Below are 20506 nucleotides of genomic sequence, written 5' to 3' on the forward strand. Positions count from 1 at the left end.
ATGGAAAAATTCATTAATATAACCCTAAAAGTTTGGCGTCAAAACGGCCCCAAAGACAAAGGCCGTTTTGAGATTTACAAACTCAATAACATCACCACCGATAGCTCGTTCCTCGAAATGATGGATATTCTTAATGAGCAATTGATTGGTGAAGGTAAAGAACCTGTGGCTTTTGACCACGACTGCCGCGAAGGTATTTGTGGAATGTGTTCACTGTATATCAACGGACACCCTCACGGGCCCGATGACGATGTGACCACATGCCAGTTGCACATGCGCAAGTTTAAAGATGGTGAAACCATCACCATTGAGCCATGGCGTTCGGCTGCGTTCCCTGTTATCAAGGATTTGATTGTCAATCGCTCTGCTTTTGATCAAATTATTGCTTCAGGAGGTTACGTGTCGGTAAGTACCGGAGGTGTGCCTGATGCCAATGCGATTCCTATTCCAAAAGCAGATGCAGATGAGGCCATGGATGCTGCTTCGTGCATTGGTTGTGGTGCTTGTGTGGCTGCTTGTAAAAACGGTTCGGCCATGTTGTTTGTGTCGGCTAAGGTAAGTCAACTGGCTTTATTGCCCCAGGGACGTGTTGAAGGTGCTCGTCGTGCCAAAGCGATGGTTGCTAAAATGGATGAACTTGGTTTTGGAAACTGTACCAATACCGGCGCTTGTGAAGTTGAGTGTCCTAAAGGGATTTCTCTCTCGAACATTGCACGCTTGAACCGAGAATTTCTTTGCGCGAAACTGCAAGATTGATAACGTTAATACGTTGAATAATTTCAAAGGCGATCCAATGGGTCGCCTTTTTTTATGAAAATTTTGCAAATGTGCTCATTTTTTGTTACTTTAGATGCGAATGGATTACTAAAACTACGTAGCTATGCCATATCGCAGACTTCCTAATACTGATCAGGCGCGTCTCAGAGCCTTGGAAACAGCCCGTTTAAAAGGGAAAAACTTTTCTCCATCACAGTTGCCTTTTTCGCAAAAAGTATATTTAGAGCTCCAGGCTTTTCTTCCTCAGTTTCAGCAGGCCATTGATCAGTATAATTTCAGTAAGTCGAAGCAAGCTCAAATTGGACGTCAATTGTCAGAGCATTTTCGTATTGCAAGGTTGTATGTTTCCCATTATATACAAGTGGTCAATTTTTGTATTCAGCGCAACGAGATGAAGCCCTCTGTGCGCAAGTTTTATATGTTGGACGAAGATGAGAAATCAATTCCTGAGTTGGGTACCGAGCAGCAACTGATTGATTGGGGGATAAAAGTAATTAAGGGTGATGATGCCCGGGTTATGGCAGGCGGCAGTCGTATTTACAATCCCTCCATTGCCATGGTTAAGGTTAAATACGAGCAGTTTATTGACTTGTACAACAATCATAAAAATCTATTGGTGACCACGCAAAAGATGCTTGATAAAGTGGCTGAAATGCGTGCCAAGGCAGATCAGATTATTCTGGAGCTTTGGAACGAAATTGAAGCCAACTATCATGATTTGCCGCCCAAATCTCGTCGATTAAAATGTTCGGAGTGTGGCATTATTTATTTTATGCGCAGGGGTGAAAAGGAAGATCAATTGGTTGATTAATGGATGCGAATGGGGTTCCAATGCTTGAGGAAGTCTCTTGTATCACATGATGTCTTGTTTTTTCTCTTTTGTATATCAGAGGATTGTGATTTTTATTGAAAAAATATGTGTGATTAGTTTGCAGGAATAGAAATTAGCAATATCTTTGCAACGCTTTAAAGGAAAAGCAAACGGTGATTGTCCCGTTGTGTAATGGTAGCACAGAAGATTTTGGTTCTTTTAGTCAGGGTTCGAATCCTTGCGGGACAACATAAAAAGCCTCATTCATTTTGAATGAGGCTTTTTTGATTTTATGCTCTCTATGAGCTTGTTTTAATATTCCCCATTGACGCGTTAAGGCGTCTTTGAAATAATCTGTTTTCAGTCTTTGTTGCTTCGGGTTTATAAAAAAACAGGAACCTGACGTACCGTTGTCCATCAGGTTCCCACATTTACACCTAACCTTTAACCCTAATCAATCCAACTCACCTGTATGGGGTTTTCACCCCGTGCAAGAAAATCGTTTAAGCGATTGCTGCCACATGAATCACCTGTGGATGTTCAATCCGTGCGTAGTCGCGATAGGTCATTTCTATCAATTCGTTGTGTGTTCCCGCATTGAAAGCAATGATGTCGTCGTGAGAGAGTTTCTCGGCTACAAACGTGGGAACGTTGTAGAGATGCCCAAATGGAGGCATCGCGCCCACTTCGCAGTCGGGGAACAGGTTTTTAAACTCGCTTTCGCCGGCTAAGCGTACTTCTTTGGCACCGGTGGCTTCACGTAGCATTTGCAGATCAACTAATGTGGATCCGGGTACCACTACCATTGCTAATTTGCCATCCAAGCGAACCATCACCGGTTTTGCAAATTCTTTACCGGGGATATGTGCCGAAGCTGCCGTTTTTTGAGCCGAGTAGGCCATCGGGTGCCAAATGCTTTTAAATGGCACTTCTTCCTGCCTTAGCAATTGTTGAACTTTTGTGTGTCCCATTGCTTAGCTTTGTTTTAATGGTTTTTCTTCAGTGTCTATGGTTAAGTTACAACATTTATGCGCTGATGTAAAGGGGTAAAACCGGTTTTCTTAAGGGTGTTTTGTTATTTCTATAACCCTAGGCCATTAATCTTTCGATATAACGACAGGGCATATTCGTCAGTCATGCCTGATAAAAAGTCGAGTACGGACTGAATTTTTTCATAAACACCGGCATTTTCGTTTGAATTGTATTGCATCGGCATAAATGGCAATAGTAGCGAGGAGCGATATTGTGAAGGGTTTAAAACGGCTTGTGTAAAGTTCTCCAATAAGTTGCCCAGAATTTTGAAACCTGCGATTTCAATTTCAACCACTGACGGGTGTTTATAAATGCGTGTCCATGCCGTTTGTTGGCATTGTGTCATGGCTTTGCCAAGATGTCCGTCCAGATGATCGATGAGTGAACCTTTGAAACTTCCTGACATAATGGTGTCGTGATTGGTGTAGAATATCTCGGTGCATCGATTCACCAGTAACCCAATGACCGTGGCTCTGTAAAAGGCAATGAGTTCATTGGTGTCGATGACTTCCCTGGCAACTTCGTGATTGCGTTTTTGGAGAGATGTGTCGTGTGGGTCAAAAAAGGCTTCGAACAGTGCTTTGGTTTCGTCAGTGCTGATTATGTGTAACTTGTGAGCATCCTCAATGTCCATAAATTGGTAGCAGATGTCATCGGCAGCTTCAACCAAATAGACCAATGGATGGCGTGCATACGTTCCATCATTGAGTTGAATCAGCCCCAATTCGTTGGCGATGAGTGTATACGCTTCCTTTTCGGACTGAAAATATCCGTACTTTTTTTTGTTGGATGTGCCTGAAGCATAAGGGTATTTGACAATGGATGCAGCTGTTGTGTAGGTGAGTGCAAAGCCCCCTTTTCGTCGTCCGTTAAATGAGTGCACCAATAGACGGAATGCATTGGCATTTCCTTCAAAATTTATCAAGTCGTTCCATTGTGCCGGGGTGACCTCATTTTTTAAGGCGGCACCTTCGCCATGTTGGAAGAAATGTGAGATGGCTTTTTCGCCATTGTGGCCAAAGGGAGGGTTGCCCATGTCGTGAGCCAGGCACGCTGCAGCAACGACGGCACCAATTTCGCGAACCAGTTCGGTGGTGATGGTCTTATCGCTCTCGAGCATCCGTCCCACGTTGGTGCCCAGTGAGCGGCCTACACTTGATACTTCGAGGCTGTGGGTGAGTCTGTTATGCACAAAAACGCTGCCCGGTAGCGGGAATACCTGCGTTTTGTCCTGCATTCTTCGGAAGGGAGATGAAAAAATCAGTCGGTCATAATCACGTTGAAATTGAGTGCGGTCGTGGCGGGTCGAGTCATGTCGGTGTTCCTGGCCGGTTCGCTTGGTCGAGAGAAGTTGATTCCAGTTCAAAGGGAGATATTTTTTTGTTGAAGCAAAAATAACGAAAATGCAAGGTGTAGTGTGATTGTCCTTGTTTATTGGTCGTGACGAAATCGTCTGTTGTTTTTCTTTTCTGAGCGGATACGTTTGGTGGCCAATCGTTGAGCTATAGATGCTCTGCTGGGAGTGGTTGCTTTGCGTGGTTTCTCCTGTTTGAGAGCTCTCACGAGCGTTTCGTAAAATTGGGTGATGGCCAACTCTTTGTTTGTAATTTGGGATCGCGATTGTTGACAGACAATAATGAGCTCTCCCTCTTTGGTTAACTGGTTTCTTAAACGTGACATCAGCAATTCTTTTTCCTTGTCATCCAGGCATTTTGAATTAGGAATTGAGAAACGTAATTCGACTTTCGAATTGACTTTGTTGACGTGCTGTCCTCCCGGCCCACTGCTCCGAGAGGTTGAAAAAGTTATCTCCGAAAGAAATGGTCGTGTGATCATTGAATGAGGGATCATGTTGTTTTATGTTGTGTTGTGTTGTGTTGTGGATGGTCGGTGTGATTGTCCAAAAGATAAACGATTGATATGCAATTTACAATTTCGGATTCATTTTATTTGATGGTTTCAGGGAACACAGAGGCAGGGGTTTTCGGTTTAAGATTTGAATCTCTAATCCAGAGTCAGAATAAACGCAAAGGCGCGAAGGCGCTGAGTTTTTTGTTACGCCATGCGTTTAAATAACAAAGCAGATAACTCAAAATTGTTATATAGTAGATTAACTAAAACAAGGAAAATTTTAAAAAAATTTCGTATCTCCTTATTAGTGCATGAAGTAAACTGAGGATTTCACATCCTATATACATCTATCTGCGCTGATTTTTTCGACGAGTGAGAGTGTTTCGCACAAAAAAGCCCTGCCTTTTTAATGAGGCAGGGCAGATATGAATTTTCGTTCATTCAGCTTCACTTACAAGTTGAATGATTTCTTGATAGCTTCAACGTAATCCAGTTTTTCCCAAGCAAAAAATTCAACCTGGCGTAACACTTCTTTTCCGCTTTCGATAAAAGTGACATCTGCCTTATAAGGTTTTCGCCCCATGTGGCCGTAAGCTGCAGTGGCTTCAAAAATGGGGTTTTTCAATCCAAAGCGTTTTACAATGGCGGCCGGACGCAAGTCGAATAGTTCGTTTAGCTTGGCTGCGATTTCGCCATCGTTGAGGTTAACCTTCGCGGTTCCGTATGTGTTGACATATAACCCCACCGGTTTGGCCACGCCAATGGCATAGGCCACTTGTACCAGTGCTTCGTCGGCTACGCCGGCGGCAACCAGGTTTTTGGCAATGTGACGCACGGCATATGCCGCCGAACGATCCACTTTTGAGCTGTCCTTACCCGAAAAAGCACCACCCCCGTGGGCTCCTTTTCCGCCGTAAGTATCTACAATGATTTTCCGACCGGTAAGACCGGTGTCGCCATGCGGACCGCCAATGACAAATTTGCCGGTGGGGTTTACGTGTAAAATCAGTTCGTTGTCAAAAAGCGGGTGAAGCTCTTCATGCAGTTTCGACTTGACCCGTGGGATGAGGATGGTTTTTACATCATCGGTGATTTGTGCCAACATGGCATGGTCGGCCAAACGGGCGGCTTCCGGGCTTTTATCTTTTGGCTTGGAGAAGTCGTCGTGTTGAGTCGAAATCACGATGGTGTGAATGCGCTTGGGTTTGTTATCGTCGGTATATTCAAGAGTTACCTGTGATTTTGAGTCCGGACGAAGATAAGTCATCTCCTTGCCTTCGCGACGAATCGCCGCCAGTTCAATCAGGAGAAGGTGTGACAGATAGAGTGGGAGGGGCATGTACTCTTCGGTTTCGCGACAAGCATAGCCAAACATCATTCCCTGGTCGCCAGCACCTTGGTTATCTGGGTCTTCGCGTTCAACGCCCCGGTTGATGTCGGCCGATTGTTCGTGCAAGGCCGAAATGACGCCGCACGACCCGGAGTCGAACATGTATTCGGCTTTGGTGTAGCCAATGCGTTCAATCACGCGACGTGCAACTTGTTGCACAGGCACATAACCCGAGGTTTTGATTTCACCGCTCACCACGACTAAACCGGTAGTTACCAGTGTTTCGCAAGCGACTTTGGATTCTGAGTCCTGGCGGAGAATTTCGTCAAGAATCGCGTCTGAAATTTGGTCGGCCACTTTATCGGGGTGTCCCTCTGATACCGACTCGGAAGTAAATAAATAAGCCATGACACTAAATTATTTATGGAAGCCCTAATGGCTCCGTCAATTGTTGGTAATAAGATGTCAGTGGAAAAGAGGGCTCAGCGATTGAAGAATGCGTTTTAGCATTTTTTTAGAGTGGTTGCAATCTGCCAAATCCTTCCACTTTTCCGAAGGCAAAAATACAGTTTTATTTATTTTCTGGGAATGAATCAGATGCCGTCGTCAAAAAAATAATCCTATTTGATTCATATTTAAAATATTTGTTCATTCATTTGGCGTTTGTGACACCCCTTTCTTAGATTTGCATTCGATATAAATGTCATTCAACTCAAACAAAAAAAATATGGAAAGGAAATTTTTAGGCGTGTGTGCTTGGTTGGCTGGTAAAATGAATTTGGATGTCAACTTGGTTCGTATCGGTTTTGTGATTGCAACCTTATGCTTTGTGGGAACACCAATTCTGATTTACTTCGTGCTGTTCCTTTTACTTCATATGGGATGGATCGAATAGGTCGTTAGGATTGCGTGTTGCATTTGATTGACAGTTGTTTGATTCGTTTATGGTGCGCGAGGAGAAAAAAAATAGACTTTTTTTGCAAAAGATATTTGGAGATATTCGTTTTTGCTATATCTTTGCATCCGCATTTGAGAGGGAAGTGCTCTCGAAATGAATAAAAGGTCCCTTCGTCTAGGGGTTAGGACGCAAGATTTTCATTCTTGAAACAGGGGTTCGATTCCCCTAGGGACTGCAAAACAAAAGTATCGTAAAAAAATTACCAAAATGGCAAACCATAAGTCGGCGAAAAAACGCATCAGACAAATTGCAAAACGCAGATTGCACAATAAATATTACGCAAAAACCACACGTAATGCCATTAAAGTATTGCGTTCAACAAGTGAGAAAGCAGCTGCACAAGCTCTTTATCCTAAAGTTGTGGCAATGTTGGATAAATTGGCAAAGCGTAACATTATTCACAAAAACAAAGCTTCTAACTTGAAATCTAAGTTAGCTAAGCAAATTAATAAATTGGCATAAGCCAATCAAGAGGTCCCTTCGTCTAGGGGTTAGGACGCAAGATTTTCATTCTTGAAACAGGGGTTCGATTCCCCTAGGGACTGCTTAATTACCTCCTTCGATTTTCGAAGGAGGTTTTGTTATTTGTGCGTATCCTTATACTGTTGCATCTCCGATGGTTCTGTTGTATATTTATTAGCATCATGAACTAAACTGATGGTTATGGAGTTTTTTATAATACAGTGGTCTCATGTGTTGTTTCCGCTTTTGTTGGGCATCATGTTGTGGGATGGTGTGTGGAAGGTAATTGCCATGTGGCATGCCGCACGACGAAACGAGTTGGGCTGGTTTGTTTGTCTGGCGGTGTTTAATACGATTGGGGTGTTGCCGATTGTGTACCTATTAAGGTGTCGGCGAAAAAGAGAATCCCGAAGTCGTAATTGAGCAAATAGTTTTAAGTAATGGTTGTTGCAACCATCTTCTTTGCTGTGGGAGATAAACAAAAAAAGCCGCAAATGCGGCTTTTGTGCTCCCCCTCTAGGACTTGAACCTAGGACCCCATGATTAACAGTCATGTGCTCTAACCAACTGAGCTAAGGAGGAATAATTCCTCAATATGTTTTTGTGCTCCCCCTCTAGGACTTGAACCTAGGACCCCATGATTAACAGTCATGTGCTCTAACCAACTGAGCTAAGGAGGAATTTTTTATCCCTTAAGAAACCTTCGTGCTTGAGTAGCCCTTGTTTTCTTTAGCGATGCAAAACTATGTAGTTTTTCCAAATTATGCAATATCTTTGCAGAAAAAAATAGAATTAATTTCAAACTCCAAGTGACATGAGCAAAGTGTTGGGAATGGGCAACGCCCTGGTGGATATTCTTACCCGTATTGAAAGTGATGAATTGTTGACGCAGTTGAACTTGCCTAAAGGGAGTATGCAGTTGGTAGATAGTAATATAGCCAATGACGTATTGACACGCACCAATCATTATCAACGTCATCAGGCATCGGGAGGCTCGGCTGCGAATACCATACATGGGCTGGCATCATTGGGAGTTGAAACGGGATTTTTAGGGAAAGTAGGTAAAGACGAGTTGGGTGAATTCTTCAAGTCGGACATGCAACAACACCAAATATCGACGCGTTTGCTTGAGAGTGACACCCCTTCAGGAAAGGCCATTGCTCTTATTTCACCCGATTCGGAGCGCACTTTTGCCACTCATTTGGGAGCTGCAGTAGAATTGTGCGAAGATGATTTGTTCGATGAGCTGTTTCATGGTTATAAATACTTCTATATTGAAGGCTATTTGGTGCAAAACAAACCTTTGATTCGTAAAGCCATTGAGTTGGCCAAAAAACACGGATTGGTGGTGTCGCTCGATTTGGCCAGCTATAATGTTGTTGAAGCTAATCTTGACTTCCTGAAAGAAATTATTGCCTCGCATGTGGATATTGTGTTTGCTAACGAAGAGGAGGCGCATGCCTTTACCGGTAAGACCGGCGAAGATGCCTTGCATGAGATTGCATCACTGTGCGACATCGCTGTGGTTAAACAAGGGAAGAACGGTTCTTTAATCAAGCGCTTTGGTGAGGTGATTCGAGTGGGTATTATTCCGGCACAAAGCACTGACACGACCGGCGCCGGAGATTTGTATGCAGCCGGTTTCCTGTTTGGATTGATTCAGAACCTGCATCTTGATAAATGCGGTCAGATAGGGGCGCTTCTTTCCGGAAATGTGATCGAAGTGGTTGGCCCTAAGATGGATCAGGATCGTTGGGGTAATATTAAGAAGTCTATTGAAGCGATTGTGAATTAACGTTGGGACAAAGGCCAATTGTTATTGCAGACAAGCCGCTTTTATTACGTCATTTTTCTTCGGTTTACTCAGGACGGAATTTTTCTTAAGAAGAATACACGATATTCAAGGAGACTCCACGATTTTTCTGCAAGACATTACTGATTGTGTGCAGTAAATGATAGAAAATCTCGGATTTACGACATTTAAAAAAATATTTAATCATGTAATCGCACATAGATTTGCGATTTTAGACATATATCTGAACTATAAATAAATGAATGAGATTGAAGTAGCTTGTGCGGTGATCGTTCGCCAAGGGCGCATATTGGTTGCACTTCGGGGCAGTCAAATGGAACATGCCGGATTGTGGGAGTTTCCCGGCGGCAAGGTTGATGCGAACGAAGCACCAGAACAAGCGTTGATTCGAGAATTGAAAGAAGAACTACTGATTACCGTAAAAGTAGATCAGCCATTAACGGTTGTGACGCACGATTATTCCAATGTGAGAATTCGGCTTATACCTTTTTTAGCCACGTTGGTGGATGGCGAACCCAAGCCCATCGAGCATGAAAAAATTGAATGGTACCATCCCGACGATTTGCCGGTTTTGCCCTGGACAGATGCCGATATTCCCTTGGTGATGGAGGTGGTTGACTTGCTTGGATGATTCGTTCACGGAGGTATTTCCCTGTCCTTAGTCGTTAAGTCCTCTCTTAAAGTTTGTTAAGGCGAATGATTTGTGGTGGGTTTTTTTGCAATGACACCGTATTGGCAACAAAAAAACTCTACCTTTGCACCCCTGATTCATAAATGTATGCAGAAGATAAGAAATGTGGCGATCATCGCCCACGTTGACCACGGCAAAACAACGCTGGTTGACAAACTCTTGCTGGCCGGCAAGCTTTTTAAAGATCACCAGAAAGCCGGTGAGCTGATCATGGACAACAACGACCTGGAGCGTGAACGTGGGATCACCATTCTCTCCAAGAACGTGTCTGTTTCCTGGAACGGTTATAAAATCAATATCATCGACACCCCGGGCCACGCCGATTTTGGCGGTGAAGTGGAACGGGTTCTCAATATGACTGATGGCGTGCTGTTGCTGGTGGATGCTTTTGAAGGCCCCATGCCCCAGACTCGTTTCGTGTTGCAAAAGGCTATCGCGCTGGGATTAAAGCCCATTGTGGTGGTTAATAAGGTTGACAAGCCCAACTGTCGTCCCGAGGAAGTTCACGAGCAGGTGTTTGACCTGATGTTTTCGTTGGAAGCCAACGAACGACAGCTCGACTTTCCAACGGTGTACGGATCGGCTAAAGAAAACTGGATGTCGAAGGACTGGAAGGTGAAAACCGATGATATTTCAGCCATTTTCGACGCCATTATTGAGCATATTCCTGCTCCGCCCGAGAACAAGGGAACCCCTCAAATGTTGATCACCAGTCTGGATTATTCGTCATACATTGGCCGTATTGCCGTAGGACGAGTGCATCGAGGCAGTTTCAAGACCGGTCAAAATGTATCGTTGATGAAGCGTGATGGACGGGTGGTTCGTACAAAGATTAAAGAACTGTTTGTTTTTGAAGGCTTGGGTAAAGTTGCTGTTGATGAAGTTCCTTGTGGTGACATTTGTGCCATGGTGGGACTCGATAACTTTGAGATTGGTGACACCGTTGCTGATTTTGAAAACCCCGAAGCTTTGGATCCCATTGCCATTGACGAACCGACCATGAGCATGTTGTTTACCATCAACAATTCTCCATTTTTCGGTAAAGAAGGTAAGTTTGTGACTTCGCGCCACATCAAGGATCGCTTAGATAAGGAATTGGAAAAAAACCTTGCTCTTCGCGTTGAGGATACCCCATCGGCTGATGCGTGGAACGTATACGGACGTGGTGTTCTTCACTTGTCGGTGTTGCTCGAAACCATGCGCCGCGAAGGATACGAGGTGCAGGTGGGACAACCCCGGGTGATTATTAAAGAAGTGGCCGGCGAAAAACATGAACCAATGGAGGAATTGGCCATTGATTTGCCTGAGGAGTTTTCGGGTAAAGCCATTGAATTGGCCACTCAGCGTAAAGGTGAGTTGGTGAGCATGGAACGCAAAGGGGAACGCATCCACTTAGAGTTTCGCATTCCTTCACGCGGAATCATTGGATTGCGCAGTAGTTTGATGACTGCATCGACAGGCGAAGCCATTATGGCTCACCGCTTTATTGAGTTTGCTCCCTGGCGCGGAAACATCGAAAAACGTCAAAACGGATCCCTGATTGCCATGGAAACCGGAACGGCCTATGCCTATGCCATCGATAAACTTCAGGAGCGTGGTAAGTTCTTTATCTCACCACAAGAAGAAGTGTATATGGGGCAAGTTATTGGCGAGAACAGCCGTGAAGGCGATTTGACCGTGAACGTCACAAAGTCAAAAAAACTGACCAACATGCGTGCTTCGGGATCTGACGACAAGGTGCGAATTGTAACACCCATTGTTTTTAGTCTTGAAGAGGCATTGGAATATATTCAGGAAGATGAGTATGTTGAATTGACGCCCAAGTCGATTCGTATCCGAAAAATCTTGTTGAACGAAACGGATCGTAAACGTTCAGGCAAATAATTTTTGCCTTTAAGACGCATTAAATTACCTTTTCTTCCCATTCAATCGGATGGGAAGAAAAAAGGTAAAATATATAAAAATAGAGGAGCCACGGGTGCCCCGTTGGTTCTTTTGTTTTGCAATAAGGTGTTGAAATGATGTATTTTTGAATCATCAGCAAGAGGTTTGGTTGATGGCGCATCGAAAAAAAAGAGAATTCCTTTTAGGATGTGTTCATTTTTTATAACTTTGCGCAGTTTTTTAAAAACGAAGGCGGAGATGTTTAGCGAATATGACATTGCTTTCAAAGGTCTTGCAGAAGGTGTTCACACCTATCATTACGAGATTGGGCCACGCTTTTTTGAGCAGATGGAAGAAAGTCTGGTGGATAGCGGGGAGCTGAAAGTGGATGTAGAGTTATTGAAACAAACCACGCTTTTAACTTTGAAATTCAATATTAAAGGTACTGTCAATACTTCGTGTGACAGATGCCTTGAACCACTGGATTTAGCAATAAAGTGCAAAGGCAAATTGTTGGTGAAATTTGGTGAGGAATATGATGAGCCTTCTGATGAAATTGTGGTGTTGCCTTATGATGCACATCAAATTAATGTGGCTCAGTATATTTATGAATTTATTGGGGTAAACTTGCCAATTCAGCGTGTGCATCCTAATAACAGTTGTAATCCTGAAATGCTCCAGAAATTGGAAGCATATACCATCGCTCCCGCAGATGAGGATGCTACGGCCGATCCACGCTGGGACGAACTGAAAAAATTATTAGATAAAAACAAATAAAGAAGTTGTAAAATGGCACATCCCAAGCGAAAAATTTCGAAAACAAGACGCGATAAGCGCAGAACTCACGATAAAGCTGTTGCGCCTGCTTTAGGTGTATGTTCTAACTGTGGTTCAGCAATTCGTCTGCACACTGTGTGTGGCGAATGTGGTTATTACCGTGGCAAATTAGCCGTAGAGAAAACTGTAACTGCTTAAGCAGTTGTTCAGATAAACAAAAATGCTCCTTCAAACAGGGAGCTTTTTTTTTACAATTCATTTTCCATCATTCACAACGCGTTGCCCCAAGGGCAAATGCATAATTGATTTCGTGGTGAAAAAAACGTATGCAGCGATTACAGCCGTTGGTTCCTATTTGCCGGAATACGTGCTGACCAATCAGGAGTTGAGTCAAATGGTAGACACCTCCGACGAATGGATTATGACCCGGGTGGGCATTAGTGAACGACGTATTTTGAAAGGCGAGGGCATGGGATCGTCGGATATGGGAGCCAAAGCAGTTTTGCAGTTGCTCGAAAAGTCGGGCACGAGTCCTGATGAGATTGACCTGTTGATTTGCGCCACAGTGACGCCCGATCATCCCTTTCCGGCTACGGCCAATATTATAGCCGACAAGGTGAATATTCGTCATGCACAGGGATTTGACATCAATGCGGCATGTTCGGGATTTATGTTTGCATTGGATGTGGCTGCTAAATTCATTGAATGCGGATCTAAAAAAAAGGTTATCGTGGTGGGGTGCGATAAAATGTCGTCAATCACCGATTATACAGATCGAACAACCTGTGTACTTTTTGGTGATGCTTCAGCAGCTGTATTGCTGGAGCCGACGGAAGAAGCGATGGGGGTGATGGATTCCAATCTGCACAGCGATGGTTTTGGGCGTCATCATCTGATCATGAAGGCAGGTGGTTCGGTGAAGCCGGCTTCGCATGCTACGGTTGATGCGCGTGAGCATTACATCTACCAGGAGGGGCAAACGGTATTTAAACATGCCGTGTCAAAGATGGCAGATGCAGCCGTGGACATCATGGATAGGAATCAGTTAAAGTCAGAGGACATTGCCTGGTTGGTTCCCCATCAGGCCAATTTGAGGATTATTGAGGCCACCGGTAATCGTATGGGGCTACCCAAGGAAAAGGTGATGATTAATATTCACAAATACGGTAACACCACCACTGCTACTATTCCGTTGTGCCTGTGTGAGCTTGAAAGTGAGTTAAAGAAAGGTGACAACCTGATTTTGGCTGCTTTTGGTGCCGGATTTACATGGGGATCAGTGTATGTGAAGTGGGCTTATGATGCTAAGTAATAGCACCCAATAGGGGTAAAAACAGTTTGCGATTTTACCAAGTATAATAAAGATGCAGGTATGTGCTTTGGCTCAACCTGCATTTTTCATTGGCCTAATTCGTCGTATTTCAAAAAATCCTTCACTTCGAGGAATGCTGTTTCGAGATTGACCATGTTGTATATCAAGAATTTGATCATGGAAGGCCATTGTTCTTGTTGGTAAATGTCGCCCTGCATTTGCACAAAAACGCGCGACACGTAGTGACCGGGACTTTTTTCGTAGGCCAATTCCCACGTGAGGGGAGTCCCAAATGATTCCTCGAAGATGTTCTTACAAGCATCGAGTTTGGCAAACAACATTAAACGGCGATCTTCGTCACGGTGGCTGATTTCGAGAGCCACCATGGCCTTCTGGCGATCGACATCGAAACGCAAATCGACGCCCCGGATGCCGGTGTTATCAAGGATCCATTTTTTTACTTCGCCGCGTTGTCCCGGCAGTCTGCGGGTGCGGTTCTCGAGTTTTTGCCAAAATGCCAATCGCAGTTGTTTCGCTTCTTCTTTCGAAAACATGGATGAATAATTTTAATAGGCAAATTTACGATTCATTACGGTTTTTTGATGACGTGAATAGGAGATAGAGCAGATAAAAGGTTCCCATCCCGATAAACAGGATGCTAATAATTTCCATGATTCCTTTGGTGGAATGAATCATGCCAAATCCCGCGATGATGAGCAGGATGGCGATTACGGCGAAGATGGGGTGCTTTTTCACGGATTGTTGTTTTATGTTAGTTTGGGTGCCCGGAAATTTTTTAATTGTGTCGAGATTTTGCTGGTGTTTGGTCTTTTCGGTTGAGCGGTTCAAATTATAAAAAATGCATATAATTACGGTAACCCAAGTTGTCACTTGGACGTAACGGTTTTGTGGTGTAACGAATTTTTAAGATGAAATAGGTTGATTAAACCATTAAAATTGAATTATCTTTAAAAATTCAAACCCTCACAATAACATTCGACATGATTTAAATGTTGAATGCCGGATTAAAAAGATTTTACGTGAATTCTCAGCCAGATGAAGTTTTTTAGTGTCATCATGTTTTTTTTGTTGGTCTCTGTCGGGCTGACGGCACAGTTTCCCGATTTGAAGATGCGTTACTTCAATCAGAAAGAGGGATTGTCGAGCACTTTTGTGACGTCGGTTGTGCAGGATTCGGTTGGGTATTTGTGGGTGGGCACTTCTGAAGGGTTGAACCGTTTTGATGGGATGAATTTTACGTCCTATGGTTCAGGCGATGGCTTATTGCCGCATCAAAGCATTGAGACGTTGATGGCCGATTCGGGGGGAGATGTATGGGTTGCCACTGCCGAAGGTTTGGTGTTGTATCAGGCAGAATGTGATTGCTTTAAGGAAGTTGTTTTTGAAGGAAAAGTTGCCGGTGAGTTTGCAAAAATTGTACAGTTGGATATCGATCGAGCAGGAACGGTTTATGCTGCCGAAGGGAGCAAACTGTACCGCTACAACTCATCTCGAAAGATGTTTGAGATTTTTTACACTGCCAAGCAAGGCCAAATTACGGGTTTTGCATTTGATCGTGCGAATATGTTGTGGTTCACAACGGCTTATCCTTCATCGTTGATCGGGTATCATATACAATCGGGGCGTGAGTTTATTTATCGACCCGATATGGGAAATATCCCTGAAAAACCATTAACTGCGCTGGTTCACAAAGATGAAGGATTGTGGTTGGGGACACTTGGACAAGGGACTTGGTATTTTGATTTGCATCAAAGAGCCATTCGCCTGGTGGATGCTGGACAAAATGGGAGTGAATTTGTGACCCGCATGTATGTGGATCGTCACGATCGGTTGTGGCGTGTCGATTATGTGGGGTTGAATCTATTTGATGATGCATCCGGGCGTTTCTTGTCTTATCCCTATCAAATTCAGTCGCCTTATGTCATTCGTAATTCCGTTAGTGGTATTTTTCAGGATTTGAATGATAATTATTGGGTGTGCCATCATACAGGAGGCTTGGGGTTGAGTGTACGACCCAAGGGTTTTTACCACATTAATGATCAGTCATATAATCCGTGGCATTTGTCAGCGAATCGTGTCTCGGCGATACAGGCAAATGGCCGGGGACAGTTGTGGTTTGCACATGCTGGTTTTGCGATTGATGTTTTTAACAGTCAACGAGAACGTGTTCAGCAAATTACCGCTGCGAGCACCGGAGTTCCTTTGCAGTCGATTACGATGTTGTATGGCGACCCCCAAGGTCACATGTGGGTTGGGAGTTATAATCGCGGGTTGTTAAGATATTTGCCTTCTTCGGGTCGTTTTGAGCAATTTATGAATGACCCCTCTAATCCGTTGTCTATTGCTAATAATGATGTTCGCTCCATGGTGTATGACCCCGATGGTTATTACTGGTTGGTCACGCATGGTGCCGGTGTCGATCGTTTTGACATGAAGACGAAACGCTTTGATCATTTTACATCAACCAACAGTAATTTAAGCAACGAATGGACCAATCAGGTGGTTCTTGATCGAAAAGGCAATTTATGGGTGGCCACTGCGTGGGGTCTAAACATTAAAAACCGAGGAGCCACTCGTTTTCAGCGATTTTATTCTCAAAAGAGTGATGTGACTACCATCAGTGGCAACAATGTGGTGACCGTTTTTGAGGATGTTTCAGGCGCGATATGGGTTGGAACTGACAGGGGTTTAAGTCGTTATAATCATGAGGATAATAATTTTGTACGCATCAATTCACAAGAGATAAATGGCAGCATTTGTGCCATCACTGAAGATGCGGACGGAAACTTGTGGCTGAGTACCATGAGTGGGTTGATTCGGGTTAATAAATCGACGCACCAGGTTCGACATTTTGATGAGTCAGACGGTGTTCAACCAGATGAGTTTTTACCTCGCTCGGTATTTCGCGACAGTCTTGGGGTCATCTATTTTGGAGGTATACGCGGGGTTACTTATTTTGATCCTGCTAAGTTGACGTTTAATGCTATCCCCCCACCGGTTGTCCTTACTACGTTAAAACTAGGTGGAGAGTTGATTGTGCCGGGACATGCGTCGCAGTTGTTGAAACGGCAAATCAACTATGCTAAAATTGTACGCATTGACCACAACCATCGGGTTATGACGATCGGCTATCATGCCATTAATTTTAATAATCCTGATCGCAACCGTTATGCGGTGAAGCTTGAGGGATTTGATAAGGATTGGCAGATGGTGGGCAATCAAACATCGGCTACCTACACCAATCTGACCCCAGGAAAATACATTTTTCGAGTTAAGGCGGCCAATAACGATGGAGTCTGGAATGAAAAGGGCGCCAGTGTTGAGATTATTGTTGATTCACCATGGTATTCGAGTTGGTGGGCACGCATCATCAGTGTGTTGATTCTGATTGGAGGTATTTGGTTTTTCATGCGATTTAGAACTCAGTCACTTTTGAAGCAGAAGATAATTTTGAGTCAGATGGTGAGAGCCAAAACCGAAGAATTGGAGGCCAGCAATCAGGAACTCATGGCACAGGCTGAATATTTGGATAACCTCAATAAGTTATTAGAAGAGCGGCAGAGTAAACTTGAAACACAGTCTCGATTGGTGAGCACTCAGGCTTTAACGCTGCGTAAACAAAACGATGAGCTCAAGCAGCTCAACAAAACCAAGGATCGGCTGTTCTCCATTATTGCTCATGATTTGATAAATCCGTTTAATTCCATCATAGGATTGTCGGAAGTTTTCAAAGAGGAATACTCGCATTTGAATGAATCGGAGCGTCGAGAATTGATGACGACCATCAATATTTCGGCCAATCGAATTTTTGCGTTGTTACAGAATTTGTTGTTGTGGGCTCGAAGTCAAACTAATTCGGTGAAGTTTAATCAGTCATCCTTTTTATTGCATGACGTGTTGGTTGAATCAACAGATTTTTTGGCCGAGATGTTGAGTCGAAAAGGGTTGTTGTTGCAAATAGATTGCCCGGCATCCTTGTATGTGTATGCCGATCCGGATATGGTGAAGACCATTGTTCGTAATTTGGTGTCGAATGCCATTAAGTTTTCTTTTCGTGAAACGACCATTCGTGTGGAGTGTGTCAGGATGGGAAAAAAGGCCGTTGTGTCGGTGATTGATCACGGCACCGGCATGGACGATGCTACTGTCGAAAAGCTTATGGCGCGTCAGCCCTCACATACGACCGTCGGAACGGAGGGAGAACCCGGGACGGGATTGGGCTTGCTGATATGTCGTGAGTTTGTAGAGTGGCATAAGGGAGAATTTCGTATTACGAGTAAGCCGGGCGAAGGCAGTACCTTCACCTTTACACTGCCTGTTTATCGGGTCGAAGAGTAATTTGTATCTCTGTTGATTACATGGTTTCATGTTACATGTTGATGAATTGGTTTTTGTTTTGCCTTGTTTAGCGGGTAAAACCTTTAAAATAGGAGTCACAGATTTGACGTTGCCGAAAAAACTGTGTTATTTTGCAGCCCGTAAAGTGCATTTAATCATTTAAGCATCATCACCCATGATTGTATTGTTATTAGGATCGGGCGGTCGTGAGAACGCCATTGCCTGGAAATTGAACCAAAGCAAACATTTGACCAAGTTGTTTATTGCTCCCGGTAACGCGGGAACCGATCCGCTGGGATATAATGTGAATCTCAATCCCAACGATTTTCAAGCGGTTAAAAAGCTGGTTCTGGAAGAGAAAATAGACATGGTGGTGGTGGGACCCGAGGAGCCGTTGGTGCGTGGTATCAAGGATTTTTTCCTGAATGATCCTGATTTGGCGCGTGTGCCCGTGATTGGCCCGGCCGAAGATGGTGCCCGTTTAGAAGGAAGTAAGGATTTTGCCAAAGATTTTATGAAGCGTCATAAAATTCCAACGGCAGCATATTTTACTGTTACTGCCGGAAATCTGGAGCAGGGCATTGCCCATCTCAACACCATGAAGGCACCATACGTACTCAAGGCTGATGGACTGGCTGCCGGGAAAGGGGTGCTCATTATTGACAATCTGCCCGAGGCTGAAGCTGAGTTGCGTGCCATGTTGGGCGGGAAATTTGGTCAGGCCAGCAGTAGGGTGGTCATCGAGGAGTTTTTAAGCGGCATTGAGTTGTCGGTGTTTGTACTCACTGATGGCGATAGTTATTTAATATTACCCGAGGCCAAGGACTATAAACGCATTGGTGAAGGCGATACCGGATTGAACACCGGTGGAATGGGAGCCGTTTCACCTGTTCCCTTTGCCAACAAAGAGTTTATGCAAAAGGTGGAGAACCGGATTATCCGACCCACTGTTGAAGGTTTAAAAAAGGATGATATTCTTTATAAAGGGTTTATTTTCTTTGGATTGATTAATGTCGATGGAGAACCTTACGTGATTGAATATAACGTGCGGATGGGTGATCCTGAGACAGAGGCGGTGATGCCTCGTATCAAAAACGATTTGTTGGAGTTGTTTAAGGCTGTGGCCAAAGGGGAATTGAAAAAACATGAAATGGAAATTGACCCTCGCCCCGTGACAGCAGTGATGTTGGTGGCAGGCGGTTACCCCGGCGATTACGAAAAAGGACACCAAATCAATGGCTTGCATCGCGTAAAAGGGAGTATGGTTTTTCATGCCGGCACCGTGCTCAAAAACGAGAAAGTGCTCACTAATGGTGGTCGTGTGATGGCCGTGAGTTCTTATGGCCGCGACATGGAAGATGCGCTTGATGCTTGTTATCGCAACATCGAGGTCATTGACTACGAAGGGATGAATTATCGTTCGGATATTGGATTTGATTTGTAATTGCGTATGCTTTTTCGGGTTTTCCATAAAAATACATTGGTTCCTTTTGCCCTGCTTCCCTTTTTGATGGGGTTGTTATGGGCAAAGGCACTTTTGGGTGAACCCCAGGTGGCGGTGCCATTTGAAGTGCCCATGCCTTTGACCGAATTATTGTGGGGGTACATTAACCCGCAATCGAAGTTGTTGCCCCTTATTTCACTTTTTCTGGCATTTTTAACGGTGTATGCTCTCAATCGACTCAATACCAAGTATGTGTTATTACGACGACAATCGGTATTGCCGGGAGTAGTTTTTTTGGTTTTCGTGAGCGGTTATACCGTTGTGCAGGCTCTGAACCCGGTGTGGTTTTTCACACCATTGTTTGCATGGGCTTTGCATAAATTATTTCAAGGGGGTTCAAAAAGTGATGCGTCTGTTGAAGTTTTCAACATGATGTTTTTGGTGTCGGTCGGGTCGCTGTTTTTTGCTCGGGGTCTTTATTGGGTGCCATTGTTATGGTGTGGTATGATTGTGGTTAACATCATGTCGTTACGCAATTTCCTGGCATCGTTCATTGGACTCGTTTTGCCGTATTTTTTGACGTTTGGGGCATATTTTTATATGGATCGGCATCTTGAGCTGGTCGAAGTGCTGTTTGAAAATCTACTGTCTCCTGCACCTGTATTTACGCACAACGGTTTTTCAAAATTCTATAACGGGGTGATGGTGCTGCTGATTTTGCTGGGTTTGTTAGCCACGATTCGTCAGAGCAGCTCATTTAAAATATTGACACGACGTTATTATCGTGTCATGCTGTGGTTGGTGGTCTATGCGGTGTTTTTAGCTGCGACGCCATTTTTCTCCATGGAGTTGATTCCTGTGCTGGGGGTGAGCGTAACCATTATCCTGAGTAACTATTTTGAAGCCTTAAAGCCCGGTTTGTGGCAAAACCTCTTCTTTTATATTTTTATTGGGATGACCTTTTTGGCTCAATTATTTGTGTGACCGAATTGTATTCTTTTTAAA

20 protein-coding genes and 5 tRNA genes are annotated in these 20506 nt (G+C 44.0%); 17 read left to right on the forward strand and 8 right to left on the reverse strand.

Annotation, left to right across the window (positions count from 1 at the left end):
- The 3 genes from LX69_RS10145 (at position 1) to LX69_RS10155 (ending at position 1837) form a co-directional block, all read left to right on the forward strand.
- On the forward strand, positions 1–756 hold the full coding sequence (locus tag LX69_RS10145; RefSeq protein ID WP_111445922.1) for a succinate dehydrogenase/fumarate reductase iron-sulfur subunit: 756 nt from the start codon (positions 1–3) through the stop codon (positions 754–756).
- 124 nt (positions 757–880) lie between these two features.
- Positions 881–1588, forward strand: coding sequence for a hypothetical protein (locus LX69_RS10150; RefSeq protein ID WP_111445923.1), 708 nt, complete (start codon positions 881–883; stop codon positions 1586–1588).
- Between the two features lie 178 nt (positions 1589–1766).
- Positions 1767–1837 (forward strand) — tRNA-Gln (locus LX69_RS10155).
- 254 nt (positions 1838–2091) lie between these two features.
- Here LX69_RS10155 and LX69_RS10165 read toward each other — a convergent pair.
- From LX69_RS10165 to metK, 4 genes are all read right to left on the reverse strand, one after another.
- Positions 2092–2559: an aminoacyl-tRNA deacylase gene (locus LX69_RS10165; protein WP_111445925.1), complete on the reverse strand. Its 468-nt coding sequence runs from the start codon at positions 2557–2559 to the stop codon at positions 2092–2094.
- A 110-nt stretch (positions 2560–2669) separates the two neighbouring features.
- Positions 2670–3986, reverse strand: a complete 1317-nt coding sequence (locus LX69_RS10170; protein WP_111445926.1) for a deoxyguanosinetriphosphate triphosphohydrolase — start codon at positions 3984–3986, stop codon at positions 2670–2672.
- Positions 3987–4051: 65 nt separating this feature from the next.
- On the reverse strand, positions 4052–4471 hold the full coding sequence (arfB, locus tag LX69_RS10175; protein WP_111445927.1) for an alternative ribosome rescue aminoacyl-tRNA hydrolase ArfB: 420 nt from the start codon (positions 4469–4471) through the stop codon (positions 4052–4054).
- A gap of 451 nt (positions 4472–4922) precedes the next feature.
- Positions 4923–6209 (reverse strand): methionine adenosyltransferase, encoded by a 1287-nt coding sequence (gene metK, locus LX69_RS10180; protein WP_111445928.1) that lies wholly within the window; start codon positions 6207–6209, stop codon positions 4923–4925.
- 319 nt (positions 6210–6528) lie between these two features.
- Between metK and LX69_RS10185 the strand changes: the two genes are divergently transcribed.
- From LX69_RS10185 to LX69_RS10205, 5 genes are all read left to right on the forward strand, one after another.
- A complete protein-coding gene (locus LX69_RS10185) occupies positions 6529–6696 on the forward strand; it encodes a PspC domain-containing protein (RefSeq protein ID WP_111445929.1) in 168 nt (55 codons plus the stop codon).
- Between the two features lie 166 nt (positions 6697–6862).
- A tRNA-Glu gene (locus LX69_RS10190) sits at positions 6863–6934 on the forward strand.
- A 32-nt stretch (positions 6935–6966) separates the two neighbouring features.
- Complete coding sequence (gene rpsT / locus LX69_RS10195; protein ID WP_111445930.1) at positions 6967–7221, forward strand: 30S ribosomal protein S20; 255 nt, start codon at positions 6967–6969, stop codon at positions 7219–7221.
- Between the two features lie 11 nt (positions 7222–7232).
- Positions 7233–7304, forward strand: a tRNA-Glu gene (locus LX69_RS10200).
- A gap of 118 nt (positions 7305–7422) precedes the next feature.
- Positions 7423–7644: a DUF5652 family protein gene (locus tag LX69_RS10205; protein WP_111445973.1), complete on the forward strand. Its 222-nt coding sequence runs from the start codon at positions 7423–7425 to the stop codon at positions 7642–7644.
- An 85-nt stretch (positions 7645–7729) separates the two neighbouring features.
- On the opposite strand, the gene LX69_RS10210 is transcribed toward LX69_RS10205, so the two are convergent.
- A tRNA-Asn gene (locus tag LX69_RS10210) sits at positions 7730–7803 on the reverse strand.
- A 24-nt stretch (positions 7804–7827) separates the two neighbouring features.
- Positions 7828–7901 (reverse strand) — tRNA-Asn (locus tag LX69_RS10215).
- A 134-nt stretch (positions 7902–8035) separates the two neighbouring features.
- Here LX69_RS10215 and LX69_RS10220 point away from each other — a divergent pair.
- From LX69_RS10220 to LX69_RS10250, 6 genes are all read left to right on the forward strand, one after another.
- On the forward strand, positions 8036–9016 hold the full coding sequence (locus LX69_RS10220; protein WP_111445931.1) for an adenosine kinase: 981 nt from the start codon (positions 8036–8038) through the stop codon (positions 9014–9016).
- 256 nt (positions 9017–9272) lie between these two features.
- Positions 9273–9665: a (deoxy)nucleoside triphosphate pyrophosphohydrolase gene (locus LX69_RS10225; protein ID WP_111445932.1), complete on the forward strand. Its 393-nt coding sequence runs from the start codon at positions 9273–9275 to the stop codon at positions 9663–9665.
- 147 nt (positions 9666–9812) lie between these two features.
- The gene (typA, locus tag LX69_RS10230; RefSeq protein WP_111445933.1) at positions 9813–11609 is read left to right on the forward strand and encodes a translational GTPase TypA; all 1797 of its coding nucleotides are present in this window, start codon (positions 9813–9815) and stop codon (positions 11607–11609) included.
- A 258-nt stretch (positions 11610–11867) separates the two neighbouring features.
- Positions 11868–12386: a YceD family protein gene (locus LX69_RS10240; protein WP_111445935.1), complete on the forward strand. Its 519-nt coding sequence runs from the start codon at positions 11868–11870 to the stop codon at positions 12384–12386.
- A 12-nt stretch (positions 12387–12398) separates the two neighbouring features.
- Complete coding sequence (gene rpmF, locus LX69_RS10245; RefSeq protein ID WP_111445936.1) at positions 12399–12584, forward strand: 50S ribosomal protein L32; 186 nt, start codon at positions 12399–12401, stop codon at positions 12582–12584.
- Positions 12585–12699: 115 nt separating this feature from the next.
- Positions 12700–13698, forward strand: a complete 999-nt coding sequence (locus LX69_RS10250; RefSeq protein WP_111445974.1) for a beta-ketoacyl-ACP synthase III — start codon at positions 12700–12702, stop codon at positions 13696–13698.
- An 86-nt stretch (positions 13699–13784) separates the two neighbouring features.
- On the opposite strand, the gene LX69_RS10255 is transcribed toward LX69_RS10250, so the two are convergent.
- Positions 13785–14252: a DUF4268 domain-containing protein gene (locus LX69_RS10255; RefSeq protein WP_111445937.1), complete on the reverse strand. Its 468-nt coding sequence runs from the start codon at positions 14250–14252 to the stop codon at positions 13785–13787.
- Positions 14253–14277: 25 nt separating this feature from the next.
- Positions 14278–14454, reverse strand: coding sequence for a hypothetical protein (locus LX69_RS17775; RefSeq protein ID WP_170124327.1), 177 nt, complete (start codon positions 14452–14454; stop codon positions 14278–14280).
- A gap of 300 nt (positions 14455–14754) precedes the next feature.
- Between LX69_RS17775 and LX69_RS10265 the strand changes: the two genes are divergently transcribed.
- From LX69_RS10265 to LX69_RS10275, 3 genes are all read left to right on the forward strand, one after another.
- Complete coding sequence (locus LX69_RS10265; protein WP_111445939.1) at positions 14755–18057, forward strand: sensor histidine kinase; 3303 nt, start codon at positions 14755–14757, stop codon at positions 18055–18057.
- Between the two features lie 175 nt (positions 18058–18232).
- Positions 18233–19501 carry a phosphoribosylamine--glycine ligase gene (gene purD / locus LX69_RS10270; RefSeq protein ID WP_111445940.1) on the forward strand — a complete coding sequence of 423 codons (1269 nt, stop codon included), beginning with the start codon at positions 18233–18235 and terminating at the stop codon, positions 19499–19501.
- A gap of 6 nt (positions 19502–19507) precedes the next feature.
- Entirely contained in the window at positions 19508–20485 is a 978-nt protein-coding gene (locus LX69_RS10275) for a hypothetical protein (RefSeq protein WP_146260709.1), read from the forward strand.
- The last annotated feature ends 21 nt before the right edge of the window (positions 20486–20506 follow it).

Origin of the sequence: Breznakibacter xylanolyticus (assembly GCF_003254275.1) — a bacterium.
Lineage (GTDB): Bacteria > Bacteroidota > Bacteroidia > Bacteroidales > Marinilabiliaceae > Breznakibacter > Breznakibacter xylanolyticus.

Coding starts and splice junctions, on each gene's coding strand:
- LX69_RS10150 (WP_111445923.1), top strand. CDS start 881: ATGCCATATCGCAGACTTCCTAATACTGATCAGGCGCGTCTCAGAGCC.
- LX69_RS10240 (WP_111445935.1), top strand. CDS start 11,868: ATGTTTAGCGAATATGACATTGCTTTCAAAGGTCTTGCAGAAGGTGTT.
- LX69_RS10185 (WP_111445929.1), top strand. CDS start 6,529: ATGGAAAGGAAATTTTTAGGCGTGTGTGCTTGGTTGGCTGGTAAAATG.
- purD (WP_111445940.1), top strand. CDS start 18,233: ATGATTGTATTGTTATTAGGATCGGGCGGTCGTGAGAACGCCATTGCC.
- typA (WP_111445933.1), top strand. CDS start 9,813: ATGCAGAAGATAAGAAATGTGGCGATCATCGCCCACGTTGACCACGGC.
- metK (WP_111445928.1), bottom strand. CDS start 6,209: ATGGCTTATTTATTTACTTCCGAGTCGGTATCAGAGGGACACCCCGAT.
- LX69_RS10255 (WP_111445937.1), bottom strand. CDS start 14,252: ATGTTTTCGAAAGAAGAAGCGAAACAACTGCGATTGGCATTTTGGCAA.
- LX69_RS10275 (WP_146260709.1), top strand. CDS start 19,508: ATGCTTTTTCGGGTTTTCCATAAAAATACATTGGTTCCTTTTGCCCTG.
- rpmF (WP_111445936.1), top strand. CDS start 12,399: ATGGCACATCCCAAGCGAAAAATTTCGAAAACAAGACGCGATAAGCGC.
- LX69_RS10205 (WP_111445973.1), top strand. CDS start 7,423: ATGGAGTTTTTTATAATACAGTGGTCTCATGTGTTGTTTCCGCTTTTG.
- LX69_RS10145 (WP_111445922.1), top strand. CDS start 1: ATGGAAAAATTCATTAATATAACCCTAAAAGTTTGGCGTCAAAACGGC.
- LX69_RS10265 (WP_111445939.1), top strand. CDS start 14,755: ATGAAGTTTTTTAGTGTCATCATGTTTTTTTTGTTGGTCTCTGTCGGG.
- LX69_RS10220 (WP_111445931.1), top strand. CDS start 8,036: ATGAGCAAAGTGTTGGGAATGGGCAACGCCCTGGTGGATATTCTTACC.
- arfB (WP_111445927.1), bottom strand. CDS start 4,471: ATGATCCCTCATTCAATGATCACACGACCATTTCTTTCGGAGATAACT.
- LX69_RS10225 (WP_111445932.1), top strand. CDS start 9,273: ATGAATGAGATTGAAGTAGCTTGTGCGGTGATCGTTCGCCAAGGGCGC.
- LX69_RS10165 (WP_111445925.1), bottom strand. CDS start 2,559: ATGGGACACACAAAAGTTCAACAATTGCTAAGGCAGGAAGAAGTGCCA.
- rpsT (WP_111445930.1), top strand. CDS start 6,967: ATGGCAAACCATAAGTCGGCGAAAAAACGCATCAGACAAATTGCAAAA.